Here is a 12,409-nt window from a genome sequence, read left to right as displayed (position 1 = left end):
GCGCTAGCCGTTGTGGGAGCGGGCGGGCGCGTGGTCAGCGGCCGTTGCGGCGGAAGTCGGCGCCTCGACGGCGCCCTTACCGGCCGGAGTCGGCGCCTCGACGGCGCCCTTGCCGGCGAGCGCCCGGGCTTCCCCGGGCCGGCCGACCAGTTCCTCGGCGCGCGCCGTGGCGACTTCGAGCTGCCGCTGCAGTTCGCGCCGCGCGGCTTCGAGTTCCTCCGGCCCGGCATCGGCCGCCACCCGCACGCCGTCGCCGGCAACGACCGCCGCCCGGCCGAACGGCAGGTGAATGGCGGACCGGTCCCAGCTGCGGGCGATGATGCGCCGCGAGGTGGCGATGGCGACCGGGTAGATCGGCCGGCCCGAATGCTTGGCGATGGTGACGACGCCGAGGCCGGCGACACGCGAGATCTTCGGCACGTCGGCGGTCATCGCGACATTGGTGCCCTCGCCGAGATGGCGGATCATCTCCAGCGTGGCGTTGAACCCGCCCTTGGTGCGGAAGTCGCGCCCCTGCGCGCCCGAGCCGCGCACCGCGCCGATGCCGAGCGCCTCGGCGGCGATGGCGTTCACGTCGGCGTCGGCGCTGCGCGAGATCATGACCTTGGCGCGGTGATAGGGCCGGACGATGAATGGGGTGAGGAAATGCTGCCCATGCCAGAAGGTGAGGATCATCGGCAGCTGGGCGTCGGCCAGCTCATAGAGGTTGGCCGGCTCCATCACCACGCGCTGCGTGCGCCAGACGAAGCGCAGATAGGATGCCATGCCGCGCCCGAGAAAGGTGCGAACGGTCGGAGAGGTGCGCAGTCGACGCCACATGCGGGAGGCCGGCGATCAGCTGGTCTTCGCGCTGGCTTCCGGGTCCAGCAGGCGATGGAGGTGCACGATGAAATAGCGCGTCTGCGCCTGGTCGACGGTCTGCTGCGCCTTCGCCTTCCACGCGGCATGGGCCGTGGCGTAGTTCGGGAAGACGCCGACCACGTCGAGCGCGTCGAGGTCCTTGAAGGTCACGCCGTCGATCTTCTCGAGCTCGCCGCCGAAAACGAGGTGCAGAAGCTGGGGACTGGTGGTCTCGGGCATTCCGGTCGCGTCCTGTGCTCGGGAGCCGTCAGCGCGCCGCGGCCATCAGGGCCGGGTGAAGCAGGCTGCCGGCGGAAACCAGCGCCCCATGCCGCGGCACCGGCGCGTTATAGGCGAGAGGACGACCGTCGAGCGTCGTCAGCCGTCCGCCTGCTTCGTGCACCAAAAGGTCCGCTGCGGCAAGGTCCCAATCATTCCCGTTCGGTGACGCCAGCGCCGCATCCAGCTCGCCGGTGGCCACCCGGGCGACGCGCAGCGCCAGCGAGCGGATGCGATCGACCCGGCGCCAGCTGCCGCTTTGGTCGAGATGGGCGAGCCAGGGGGCGGGTCCGTCAATCACCGCGCCCGGCAGGGCACGCGTGTGCGAAACGTGGATCGGCTGGCCGTTGCGCGTCGCGCCGCCGCCCAGCACCGCGACGAACAGCTCGTTGGTGACCGGGGCGAACAGCGCGCCGGCGATCGGCCGGCCATCCTCCACCAGCGCCGCCTCGACGCACCAATCCGCGCGCCCGGCCATATAGGCGCGGGTGCCGTCGATGGGGTCGACGATCCACACCCGGCGCCGCGACAGGCGGGACGGCTCGTCCACCGTCTCCTCCGACAGCCAGCCATAGTCGGGCCCGACCAGGCTAAGCCGCTCGCGCAGCATCAGATCGACGGCGATGTCGGCTTCGGTGACGGGGGAATCATTGTGCTTCGACCAGCTCTTCACGCCGTCGCGGAACATCGCCACCGCCACGGCGCCGCCGGCCACCACCGCGTCGGCCAGATGCTGCGCCGCAATGGCGGGATCGGCGAGGGGGTCGTGGTGGGGCAGTTCGCTGGCAAGGGTCGGCATGGAATCCATTCGGGGGACGTACGCGGGAGAGCACAGGATTGCAAACGCGATATCGGCATTCAGCGGCAATCCGACAAGGTTTCATCAAGCATAGGTGCCATTCGCCGCCGAGAAGAAACCGTCAACCATCTCCCTTAAGCGGGCCGGCAAGCCACCGCGACTACAGTGTCCCCACGACCGAGGCCACAGAGCCAGAAGATCGGCGGGGAGATGCGAGATGCGTCAGCAGATGATGGAAGCAGACAAGCGCACGGCGTGGACGTCGGCCGCCCGTGACTATGTGGCGCTGCAGCGCCCCGCCGGGCCGGAGGGCTGGCCGCTCCGGTTCGAATCGCACGACCCGGGCGCCGATGACCGCGTGCGGCATGTCGAGCTCGGGCTCGGCGATGTCGTGCTGCGCCGTCGGGTCGCCGGCGTGCCGATGAAGGCAGCACGGCCGCTCGCCTCCTATCAGGGCCTCGCCGTGGAACTGCTCGACCCGGACGGCGACGGCGAGGGCGTCGCGATCGTGCTGGCGCATCAGGATCCGGCGCTGGCGGTCACGCTCTACAGCGCGCCGCATATCGACGATGTGGTGGCGGAGTGGCGCGGCTGGAGCGAGGCGCTCGGGCTGCCCATGCTGGTGAGCGAGGCGGACGGCAGCCGCCGGCCGGCCTATGCGATGATCGGCCGGCTCCCCGTCGGCGAGGTGCGGGCACGGCGGGCGCGGCGCGGCGCGCTCAAGCATCGGCGGCCGAGCGTCTACCGCCGGCGCGGTGTCGGGCGGCCATCCGGCGAGCTCGCCGTGCATCGCGGCGAGCGCGAGATGATCGCCCGCGACTGAGCGCCGGACGCAGCACGAACGGCAAAGTACCGCGAACGACCGGGACGGAGTCTGCCCCGTCCTTCCGGCCAAGAAAAAGGGCGCTTGAAGCGCCCTTCCTCCTCGCATGTGCGCAGGCGATCAGGGGCAGACATGCGCCCAGCCGCCACCCCAGCCCCGACGCCAGAAGCAGTTCGGCCGCAGCGGGGGACCCCAGCCGCGGGCGTAGGGCGGAACATACCAGTTGTTCCAGTTCGGACGCCAGAAGCAGCGGAACGGGCCGCACACCCAGCGCACATTCTCGGTGAGCGCGGCGGACGGCGCGGCGATGTCGGCTGCGGCAGCCGGCGCGGAGAGGCTCGGCATGGCGACGCCGGCATCGGCCGGGCCGGCCGCAAGGCCGATGGCCCCGAACGCCGCAAGCGCCACTGCGGCGCCCAGGACCGCCCGGCGCAGCCGAGCGAAAGCGGTAGTGATGTAGGGATGACGCATCAAGCACTCCCGGGAAAGGTGGCGACAACAAGGCACGATAACATGAGCGTTACCGCGCACCAGCCGTAACCCCATGCGGCAGCAAAAAAATTGTTTGGGGCGCGACGCCTCTGCGCGCCTCCCCTAAAGTGTCCGCTCTCCCCGCAACCCTGCCCTTCCGGAGACCTTCCATGCGCTCGAAGATCATCGGCACCACGCTGCCTGTCCTCGAACTCCAGCTCGATGCCGGCGACCGCATCATCGGCGTGCCCGACCAGCTTTCCTGGATGTCCGGCGACATCGCCCTCTCCACCTCCACCGCCGGCGGCGGCGCGGGCGGCCTGTTCGGGCTGGTGAGCCGGGCGGTCTCGGGCGGCGGCCTGTTCATGACCGAATTCCACGCCGAGCGTGGGCCCGGCAATGTCGCCTTCGCCGCCAAGCTGCCCGGCAGCTTCGTGACAGTGGAGATCGAGCCGGGACGCGGCTATCTCGTCCACCGCCACGGCTTCGTGTGCGGCACGACCGGCATCGAGGTCACCACAGCCTTCCAGCAGACGCTCGGCGGGGCGGTGTTCGGCGGCGAGGGTTTCGTGCTGCAGAAGCTCGCCGGCCGCGCCAGCGCCTATGTCGAGCTGAGCGGCGAGCTGGTGACCTACGACCTCCAGGCCGGCCAGCAGATCCTCGTCCATCCCGGCCATGTCGGCATGTTCGAGGAAAGCGTTTCCTTCGAGATGACGACGATGCGCGGCGTGCGCAACGCGCTGTTCGGCGGCGACGGGCTGTTCCTGGTGCGGCTCTCCGGGCCGGGCAAGGTGTGGCTGCAGAGCCTGACGGCGCCAGGCCTCGCCCATGCCATCAGCCATTATCTGCCGGAGCACCGGAACTAGCGGCGCCGTCAGGGCGGGGGCATGCCCGCCCCCGTGCCGCTGAGCAGAGCGAGGCCCACCAGCCCGCCGCCGAGCACCAGGAGCGCCGGGTTCACCCGCTTCACGCAGTAGACCCCGGCGAAGACCGCAAACGCGATGAGGATGGTGAGCGTGCCGTCGATGGCGGTGCGGGCAATGGAGATGGTGCCCGAGGCCATCAGCCCGACCACCAGCGGCGCAAGGCCGAGCTGCAGCGACCGGCGCCAGCGCGATCCCTCGAAATGGTCCCACACGCGCGAGGCCGCCCAGGAGATCGCCCCGGCCGGGAGGAAGAAGCCGAGAAAGGCCATCAGCGCCCCGACAAAGCCGGTGACGTGATAGCCGATGACGATCACCATCAGCATGTTGGGGCCGGGCACCACCTGGCCGAGGCCGTAAATGTCGCGGAACTGGTCGTCGGTCAGCCAGTGATGGGTCTCCACCACCAGTGCCTTGGTCTCCGGCAGCACGGCAGCGCCGCCGCCGACCGCGAGGATGGACAGGAGCGAGAAGACGCCGAGGACCGACAGATTTTCGTTCATGACGTCTTCCCGTCCCCAGCGGCGTCATCGCCCGCGCGCGGGCGGAACAGGAACACCGCGACCGGCCCGACCGTCAGCAGCACCCACACCAGCGAGATGTGCAGGAAGCTCACCATCACCACCGTCGCCGTGATGATGGCCACGTTGATGCTCTGGCTGAGCTGCTTGCGGCCGATCTGCAGCGTCACCGCCGAGAGCATGCCCACCGCCGCCGCGCCGACGCCGACCAGGGCGGCGTTGACATAGGGGTTATGCGCGTTGGCGGCGTAAGCGACGCCCAGCGCCAGCACCATGCTGCCCCCGGGCAGCGTCATGCCGGTGAAGGCGACGATCGCCCCCGCCACGCCGCGCAGCCGGTCGCCGACGATGATGCTCATATTGGTGGCGTTGAGGCCGGGGAGCGCCTGCGCGATCTCCAGCGCCGAGAGGAAATGCTCCTCGTCGAGCCAGCCTTTCTTCAGCACCAGACTGGCCCGGAGATAGGCCACCACGCCGCCACCGAAGCTGATGGCGCCGATGAACAGGAAGGTGACGAAGATGTCCCAGAGGCGCACATCGCGCGGGACGGCATAGGCGACGGGCGCCCCGGCATCGGCCGAGGCGCCCGGAACAGGCGGGGAAGTGGGGGTCATGGCGTGGGAGTTCCGAATGGGCGAGCGTTCAGCCCTCGTGACTCGCCACGAGCTGCTTGCCGAAATTATAGACCAGCGCGGTCTTGGTCGCCCCCAGCTTCACCCATTCGGGCGCCTGGGTCTGCGCCGCCTTGAAGAACTCTTCGGAGCGCGCCAGCGCCTTGGCGTGCAGCGCGTCATAGCGGTCGAACTTTGCCTGGAAGGCGAACTCGCCGATGATCGCGCTCTCGGTCGCGCGGTCGCGCCAGACGGAGAGCGTGGCCTTGGCGACCAGCCCGTGGCCGAAATCGAACGCGCCGACATTCACCTGCACTTCCTCGACGGGAAGGTTGTTCACCAGCGAGATCTTTGCCGCCTTGTCGGCGGGGCAGTGCTCGGCGAGTTCCGGGAACACGGTGGTGATGCGCTCAAGGCCGGCATCGAGCACCAGGCCGGGACTGAGCAGCACGCAATTATGCGAATAGAGCGAGCGCATGCCGCCGAGACTGTCCTTCAGCGGCAGCAATTCTTCCTTGAACTTGATGTCGGCCTTGCCGCTGAGATGGGGCACCACGTCCACGGCCGCCGCCACGGCAAGTTCAGGGTGGCGGAACTTGAGGGTGAGCTCATGCTCCGACTCCGGCCAGCCATCGGTGTAGAAGGTCCGCTTACGCAGAATGAAGGCGTTTCGGTAAAGGTCGTAGTCCGGGGTGTCGTAGAACAGCACCTCGCGCACCTGGCGCTTGAAGCCGTCCTTGTTCGTGTCGACACCGACCTTGAAGTCGGCGGCGATCAGGCCCAGCTTGTGCCAGTAAACCTCGAACTGGTGGGGGTCGAAGAAGCGCTCCGGACGGAGCAGGATCTTGTATTCGCGGTAGTGAATATCGTCCATGGAAGGTCCCGCCAGCCGCACGCCGGAGTGAAGATTTACGCCTCCCGCGAGGGCTCGACAAGGCCGTCCTGCTGCCGGCGTCACATGCGCGTCATCGTTGGGGCACCTTGAAGACAGCGCCCCAAATGTGGTCCAACCAAGCCGACCGTCTATCCGTGCCTGCGGACCGGACCACGGGGGTCCCGTTCCCGCGAGAAGAGAGAAAGCGCCATGCCCTCCAAACTCGATCAATTGCGTGCCATGACCGTCGTCGTCTCCGATACTGGCGACATCGAAACGGTGCGTCGGCTGAAGCCGCAGGACTGCACGACCAACCCGACGCTGCTGCTCAAGGCGGTGGAAATGTCCGCCTATGCCTCGCTGGTCGACGAGGCGATCGACTGGGGGCGCCGGCAGGGCGGCACGTCGGACGCGGTGGTATCGGGAACCTGCGACCGGCTGGCGGTGAACTTCGGCACGGAGCTGTCGAAAATCGTCCCCGGCCGCGTCTCCACCGAGGTGGATGCCGACCTCTCCTTCGACACGCAGGCGAGCCTCGCCAAGGCGCGCTCCTTCATCAAGTCGTATGAGGAACGCGGCGTCGGACGCGACCGCATCCTCATCAAGCTGGCTTCGACCTGGGAAGGCATCCGCGCCGCCGAAATCCTCCAGAAGGAAGGTATCGACTGCAACCTCACCCTCCTGTTCTCGCTCGCCCAGGCGGCGGCGGGCGCGGATGCCGGCGCGTTTCTCATCTCGCCCTTCGTCGGCCGCATCCTCGACTGGCACGTGAAGGCGGGCGAGGGCCCGTTCACCCCCGAAACCGATCCCGGCGTCGTCTCGGTCAAGCAGATCTACGCCTATTACAAGAAGCACGGCATCCCGACCGTGGTGATGGGTGCTTCCTTCCGCAACACCGGCGAGATCGAGGCGCTGGCGGGCTGCGACCGGCTGACCATCGGCCCGTCGCTGCTCGACGCGTTGGCCGCCGATGACGGCGTGCTGGAGCGCAAGCTCGACCCGTCGAACACCGAGGGCGCGCCGGAGCGGCTGCATCTCGACGAGCGCGGCTTCCGCTACACCTTCAACGAGGACCAGATGGCGACGGAGAAGCTCTCCGAGGGCATCCGCCAGTTCGTGCGCGACCTCAACTCGCTGCGCGGCATCGTCGCCAAGCGGCTGGACGGCGCCAAGGCCGCCTGATCCGGCGGCAGCGCCGGACTGCCACGCCAGACTGCCACACCAGACTGCACCGCGTGCTGCTTCATCAAGCTGCGGGATGCAGCCGCCACGAGGGGGAGGGCCGCGCCCTCCTCCGCCCTTTCCCGTCGGTCCCCCGTCCATGCCCGTGCCCGATCTCGGCTTCGTCCTTGCCGCCGGCCTTGCGGCCTTCTTTGTCGGCATGAGCAAGGGCGGCGTGCCGATGATCGGCTCGCTCGCCGTGCCGACCATGGCGCTGTTCATGTCGCCGGTGGTCGCCGCTGGCCTGCTGCTGCCGGTCTATGTGGTCAGCGACATGTTTGGCGTCTGGGCCTATCGGCGCGAATTTTCCTCCCGCAACCTCGCCATCCTCATCCCCGCCGCGACAGTGGGCATCGGCATCGGCTGGGCCACCGCCTCCATTGTCACCGATTCGATGGTGATGCTGATCGTCGGGCTGATCGGTCTCGCCTTCTGCCTGATCCGCTGGCTCGGCGGGGCCGGGCAGGAGGCGCGGCCCGCCGACCTGCCGCGCGGGCTGTTCTGGGGCGCGGTGTCGGGCTTCACCAGCTTCGTCAGCCATGGCGGGGCGCCGCCCTACCAGATGTATGTGGTGCCGCAGAAGCTGCCGAAGATGGTCTATGCCGGCACCACCACGCTGGCCTTCGCGGCCATCAACGCCATCAAGCTCATTCCCTATGCGGCGCTCGGCCAGCTCAACCCCGCCAATCTCACCGTCACCGCGCTGCTGATGCCGGTGGCGGTGGCGGCAACCTTCGTCGGCGTGTGGCTTACCCGGCGGCTGCCGGAAAAGCTGTTCTTCCGGCTGGTGATGGGCGCGCTGTTCCTCATCTCGCTGAAGCTGAGCTGGGACGGCGCGGCGGGGATGATCGGCGGCTGACGCCACGCGTGAGAACACCTTTTCCGAACGGCAGGCGATGCGCGCCGTCCGGGGTGTGCTCAGTCCTCCACCGGCCGCGCCATCGCCGCCGCGCACCAGAAGCCCAGCGCCAGCACGCAGGCGAGCGCCACAATGGCGAGCAGCACCGCGTCATAAGAGCCCGAGGCCGTCCACAGCGCCGCCATGCCGGCCGGCGCCAGCGCGCGGGAAAAGGTCGCCGGCGCCGCCAGCGCGCCATTGACCGCGCCATAGGCGCGCCGGGTCAGCAGTTCCGGCACCACCAGCCCGCGCACGATGGTGAGAATGCCGTTGACCGAGCCATAGGCGAGGGCGAACAGCGCCACGAAGACGAAGTCCGGCGGGATCAGTTCCAGCGCCAGGAAGGCGAGCGGGAACACCGCCACGATGACCGAGCCGACCACCCGCACCGGCGCGCGCGGTGCCAGAAGCGACACCAGCACCCGACCCCCGACCTGCGCCGGGCCGATCAGCGCGAGGGCGCTCACCACGCTCGCCGTGTCGAAGCCGCGCTCCACCAGCAGCGGGTACATGTGGAAGGTGAAGCCGGAGAACATCGCGGAATAGGCGGTGAAGGCCACCGCCAGCGCCCAGAACACCGGCTGCCGGACCACCTCGCCAATGACCGAGCGCGGCGCGCCGGCCGCGCGGCCGCGCGGCGCGGGCCGGTCGCGCGCGGCGTCGACGGCGAGGAAATTCATGGTTGCGCAGACGAGGATATTCACCCCGCCGAGCACGAGCAGCGTGCCGCGCCAGCCGATGGCGTCGAGCAGCAGTTGGATCAGCGGAATGAAGACGGTGGACGCGAAGCCGCCCCACAGGGTCAGCGCCGTGATGCCGCCGCGGGCACGCAGCGGCCCGGCCCGCCGGGCGACGACGGCGAAGGCCGGCTCATAGAGCGTGGCCGCCTGGACCGCGCCGATGCCGGCCACCGCGACATAGAACAGCGCCAGGCTCTCCACCTGCGCCCACAGCACGAGCAGGGCGCCGGCCAGCACGGAGGCCCCTGCCATGATCGCGCGACCATGGTCGCGATCGATGGCCGCGCCGACCGGATAGGCGGCGACGCCGGCAAGGGCGAGGCCGAGCGTCGCCGCGCCATACAGCTCGGCCTTCGACCAGCCGAGATCGCTGCCCATCGCCTGCGCGATCTGCGGGAAGCTGTAGAACAGGCTGCCCCAGGAACAGAGCTGCGCCACGCCGAGCTTGATGATGAACGGGCTGCGCCCGTTGGGCGGCGCGGCTTCGGCAGGGGGGACCGGGGTCACGACACGCGCACTCGCGAAACCTTCAGGGGCGGGGCGCCGGCCCGAGCAGCGATGCCACGAGGTTCACCCAATAGCTCGCGCCCACCGGCAGCAGCGCGTCGTTGAAGTCGTAGCCGGCATTGTGCAGGTTCGCGCCGGGACCGCTGGCGAGGCAGAGATAGGCCCCCGGCACCGCCTCCAGCATATAGGCGAAATCCTCCGCCGCCATGATCGGCTCGAAAGCGGGATCCACCGCCTCCCCCACCGTGGCGTGCGCCGCCGCCAGCGCCTGCCCGAACTCCTGCGCGTGGTTCACCAGCGAGGGATAGCGGCGGTCGTAGATGATCTCCGCCCGAGCGCCCTGCGCGGCGCAGACGCCCTCGACGATGGCGCGGAATCGCGCCTCGGCAAGGTCGCGCACCTCGCGGGTGAAGGTGCGCACCGTGCCGCGCAGCACCACCTCGTCGGGAATGACGTTCCAGGTGTCGCCGCCATGGATCTGGGTGACGGTGACCACTGCCGCCTCCTGCGGACTGACCGAGCGCGCGACGATGGACTGCAGCTGGGCGACGATGTGGGAGGCCGCCAGCACCGGGTCGATGCCGCGCTGGGGCATGGCGGCATGGGCGCCGCGCCCGATGACCTTCACCTCGAAGATGTCGAAGGCGGCAAACATCGCACCCGGCCGGCCGAGAAAGGTGCCGAAGGGCGCGTTGGGCCAATTGTGGAGGCCGTAAACCGCCTGCATCGGGAACAGGTCGAACAGCCCCTGCTCGACCATCACCTTGGCGCCCCCCTCATTCTCTTCCGCCGGCTGGAAGATGAAATGCACCGTGCCGGCGAAATCCGGGTTGTCGCTGAGATGCCGCGCGGCGGCGAGCAGCATGGTCATGTGCCCGTCATGGCCGCAGGCGTGCATCTTGCCGGGCGTGTCGGAACGCCAGGGCAGGTTGGTGGCCTCATGGATGTCGAGCGCGTCCATATCGGCGCGCAGGCCGATGGCCGGGCCGTTGCCGCCCGTGCCCTTCAGCGTCGCCACCAGCCCCGTGCCGGCGAGGCCCTTGTGCACCGGCAGGCCGAAGCTCTCCAGCTTCGCCGCGACATAGGCGCTGGTGCGGTGCTCCTCGAAGGCGGTCTCGGGCATGGCGTGCAGGGTGCGCCGCCACCCCGCCAGCTCGTCGGCCTGCGCCGCGAGGGCGGGAAGAATGCCGGCGGCCAAAACCTCGCGCGTCGCGTTCTGCACCCTCGTCACCCCTGAGCTGACGGCGCCGGGCGCCGCGACCGATCGGCGTATTAGGCATTGGCCCGGCGCGCAGGCAAGCGCAACGACGGAAGGGACGCCGCGCGCCTCCCGCATGGCTGGCGGCGCGCGGCGCGGCCGAACACGTGCGGCGCCCCCACCCTTGTGAGCGGCGCGCGCCCTGCCGCTGCGTTATGTGTGGAGCGGACGATAAATATCGCGATGCGGCGGGATGAAAGACGGGCACGGCTCCGTATACGAGACATGAAGCGCGACGAGCCCCCCTTCGACGTGCCGGCCCAGCTCGGCGTGATGCGGCGCTATGCGCGCGCCCTGACGCGCGACGACATCGAGGCTGAAGACCTGGTGCACGACGCGTTGGTGCGCGCCTATGAGCGCCGGGGCAGCTTCGACGCCGAGCGCGGCACCCCCGGCAAGGGGAAACCAGATCCGGGACTGCGCGACTCGGGCCAGCCAGGCTCGCGGCTGCGCGGCTGGCTGCTCTCCGTGCTGCACAACGTGTTCATCGACCGCCGCCGCTCCCGCGCGGCAGAGGCCCGCCGCGAGCGCGACAGCCTCGACCTTGCCGAGACCATCGCCGCCCCGGCGCAGGAGCACGGGCTGCGCCTCTCCCAGGTGCGCGACGCCTTCATGGCGCTGCCGGAGGAACAGCGGGCGGCGCTGCACCTCGTCGCCATAGAGGGGCTCGGCTATGCCGATGCCGCCACCACGCTCGGCATTCCTCAGGGCACGCTGATGTCGCGCCTGTCCCGTGCCCGCGCCACGCTGCGGGCGATGGAGGACGGCACGGGGGCGGAAGCGGCCAACCATTTGCGCATCGTAGGAGGTACGGATGAATCGTCCCGTTGATCCCGTCTCCAGCGACGATTTGCAGGCCTATGTCGACGACCAGCTCGGCGTGGCGCGGCGCATCGATGTCGAGGCCTATCTCAGCGCCAATCCCGCTGCCGCCTCGCGGGTGATGGGCGACCTTCGCATCCGCGACGAGCTGCGCCTCGCGTTGGCGCAGACGCCGCGTGCCGCCTCGACGGCGGCGGCGCGGCTCGCGACCGCGGAAGCGGCGCGGCGGCTGCAGGGGGCACTGTCGCGCGAGCGCTGGATCCGCCGGCTGCGGGTCGCCGCCGTGGTGGCGCTGCTGGTCGGCGCGGGCTGGATCGCCAATGCGCAGTTCGGCCATTTCGGGGTGAGCCGCGTCGTCGCCTCGGGGCTGGCGCCCGCTTATCTCGAGGACGCGGTGCGCGCGCACCGCACCGCGCTGGTGCGCGCCGACATGCCCTCGCAGCCGGGCATCCGCCAGTACAACCCGGCGGAGATCCGTGCCGCCACCGCCATCGTCATGCCGGCCCTGCCGGAGGAGTGGAAGGTGGAGGACGTCCAGGTGTTCCCCTCCACCTTCGGCCCCAGCGTGGAGATAACCCTGCGGGCTGGCGAGATCGGCACCGCCTCGCTCTTCGCGGTGCGGCCCGGCGGGTTCGACGTGGTGCCCGCCACCACCGTGCCGCGCGACGACCTCACCGCCGCCTACTGGCAGGTCGGCGAGGTGGCCTATGCGCTCGTCGCCCATACCGGCGCCGCCACCGATACGCGTGATCTCGACCGGGCGGCCGCGCGCCTTGCCCGGACGCTCTACTGAACCCAAATGCTTCTCATCGGGAGACTGAC

The 12,409-nt window shown here is 69.7% G+C and carries 15 protein-coding genes; 6 read left to right on the top strand and 9 right to left on the bottom strand.

The window, feature by feature from the left end:
* Positions 1 to 3 precede the first annotated feature (3 nt).
* Genes ACQY76_RS07895 through ACQY76_RS07885 form a run of 3 tightly spaced genes read right to left on the bottom strand, consistent with a single transcriptional unit; the run spans position 4 to position 1,918 of the window.
* The gene (locus ACQY76_RS07895) at positions 4 to 819 is read right to left on the bottom strand and encodes a lysophospholipid acyltransferase family protein (protein WP_428032330.1); all 816 of its coding nucleotides are present in this window, start codon (positions 817 to 819) and stop codon (positions 4 to 6) included.
* A gap of 15 nt (positions 820 to 834) precedes the next feature.
* The gene (locus ACQY76_RS07890; RefSeq protein WP_018388555.1) at positions 835 to 1,080 is read right to left on the bottom strand and encodes a DUF4170 domain-containing protein; all 246 of its coding nucleotides are present in this window, start codon (positions 1,078 to 1,080) and stop codon (positions 835 to 837) included.
* Between the two features lie 28 nt (positions 1,081 to 1,108).
* Positions 1,109 to 1,918 (bottom strand): 3'(2'),5'-bisphosphate nucleotidase CysQ, encoded by an 810-nt coding sequence (locus tag ACQY76_RS07885; RefSeq protein WP_428032329.1) that lies wholly within the window; start codon positions 1,916 to 1,918, stop codon positions 1,109 to 1,111.
* Between the two features lie 217 nt (positions 1,919 to 2,135).
* Between ACQY76_RS07885 and ACQY76_RS07880 the strand changes: the two genes are divergently transcribed.
* Entirely contained in the window at positions 2,136 to 2,741 is a 606-nt protein-coding gene (locus ACQY76_RS07880; RefSeq protein ID WP_428032328.1) for a DUF6101 family protein, read from the top strand.
* 120 nt (positions 2,742 to 2,861) lie between these two features.
* Here ACQY76_RS07880 and ACQY76_RS07875 read toward each other — a convergent pair whose 3' ends face one another.
* Positions 2,862 to 3,212, bottom strand: coding sequence for a hypothetical protein (locus ACQY76_RS07875; RefSeq protein ID WP_428032327.1), 351 nt, complete (start codon positions 3,210 to 3,212; stop codon positions 2,862 to 2,864).
* Between the two features lie 170 nt (positions 3,213 to 3,382).
* On the opposite strand from ACQY76_RS07875, the gene ACQY76_RS07870 reads away from it, so the two are divergent.
* Positions 3,383 to 4,078: a TIGR00266 family protein gene (locus ACQY76_RS07870; RefSeq protein WP_428032326.1), complete on the top strand. Its 696-nt coding sequence runs from the start codon at positions 3,383 to 3,385 to the stop codon at positions 4,076 to 4,078.
* Between the two features lie 8 nt (positions 4,079 to 4,086).
* Here the strand turns inward: ACQY76_RS07870 and ACQY76_RS07865 are convergent, their stop codons facing one another.
* Genes ACQY76_RS07865 through ACQY76_RS07855 form a run of 3 tightly spaced genes read right to left on the bottom strand, consistent with a single transcriptional unit; the run spans position 4,087 to position 6,141 of the window.
* Positions 4,087 to 4,638, bottom strand: a complete 552-nt coding sequence (locus ACQY76_RS07865) for a chromate transporter (RefSeq protein WP_428032325.1) — start codon at positions 4,636 to 4,638, stop codon at positions 4,087 to 4,089.
* Entirely contained in the window at positions 4,635 to 5,270 is a 636-nt protein-coding gene (locus ACQY76_RS07860; protein ID WP_428032324.1) for a chromate transporter, read from the bottom strand. Before ACQY76_RS07860 ends, ACQY76_RS07865 begins: the two co-directional genes overlap by 4 nt.
* A gap of 28 nt (positions 5,271 to 5,298) precedes the next feature.
* Positions 5,299 to 6,141, bottom strand: a complete 843-nt coding sequence (locus tag ACQY76_RS07855; RefSeq protein WP_428032323.1) for a hypothetical protein — start codon at positions 6,139 to 6,141, stop codon at positions 5,299 to 5,301.
* 210 nt (positions 6,142 to 6,351) lie between these two features.
* Between ACQY76_RS07855 and tal the strand changes: the two genes are divergently transcribed.
* Positions 6,352 to 7,323 carry a transaldolase gene (tal, locus tag ACQY76_RS07850; protein ID WP_428032322.1) on the top strand — a complete coding sequence of 324 codons (972 nt, stop codon included), beginning with the start codon at positions 6,352 to 6,354 and terminating at the stop codon, positions 7,321 to 7,323.
* Between the two features lie 139 nt (positions 7,324 to 7,462).
* On the top strand, positions 7,463 to 8,221 hold the full coding sequence (locus tag ACQY76_RS07845) for a sulfite exporter TauE/SafE family protein (RefSeq protein WP_428032321.1): 759 nt from the start codon (positions 7,463 to 7,465) through the stop codon (positions 8,219 to 8,221).
* 59 nt (positions 8,222 to 8,280) lie between these two features.
* Here the strand turns inward: ACQY76_RS07845 and ACQY76_RS07840 are convergent, their stop codons facing one another.
* Positions 8,281 to 9,507, bottom strand: coding sequence for an MFS transporter (locus ACQY76_RS07840; protein ID WP_428032320.1), 1,227 nt, complete (start codon positions 9,505 to 9,507; stop codon positions 8,281 to 8,283).
* Positions 9,508 to 9,529: 22 nt separating this feature from the next.
* Positions 9,530 to 10,630: a M20 aminoacylase family protein gene (locus tag ACQY76_RS07835; protein ID WP_428032965.1), complete on the bottom strand. Its 1,101-nt coding sequence runs from the start codon at positions 10,628 to 10,630 to the stop codon at positions 9,530 to 9,532.
* A gap of 360 nt (positions 10,631 to 10,990) precedes the next feature.
* Here ACQY76_RS07835 and ACQY76_RS07830 point away from each other — a divergent pair, with 360 nt between their 5' ends.
* Together ACQY76_RS07830 and ACQY76_RS07825 are read left to right on the top strand one after the other, a co-directional pair.
* Positions 10,991 to 11,596 carry a sigma-70 family RNA polymerase sigma factor gene (locus tag ACQY76_RS07830; protein WP_428032319.1) on the top strand — a complete coding sequence of 202 codons (606 nt, stop codon included), beginning with the start codon at positions 10,991 to 10,993 and terminating at the stop codon, positions 11,594 to 11,596.
* Positions 11,580 to 12,380 (top strand): anti-sigma factor family protein, encoded by an 801-nt coding sequence (locus tag ACQY76_RS07825; protein ID WP_428032318.1) that lies wholly within the window; start codon positions 11,580 to 11,582, stop codon positions 12,378 to 12,380. Before ACQY76_RS07830 ends, ACQY76_RS07825 begins: the two co-directional genes overlap by 17 nt.
* Positions 12,381 to 12,409: the final 29 nt, after the last annotated feature.

The sequence above is a fragment of the Ancylobacter sp. genome (assembly GCF_965279025.1).
Taxonomy (GTDB): domain Bacteria; phylum Pseudomonadota; class Alphaproteobacteria; order Rhizobiales; family Xanthobacteraceae; genus Ancylobacter.
This window is presented reverse-complemented; position numbering and strand designations above follow the sequence as displayed.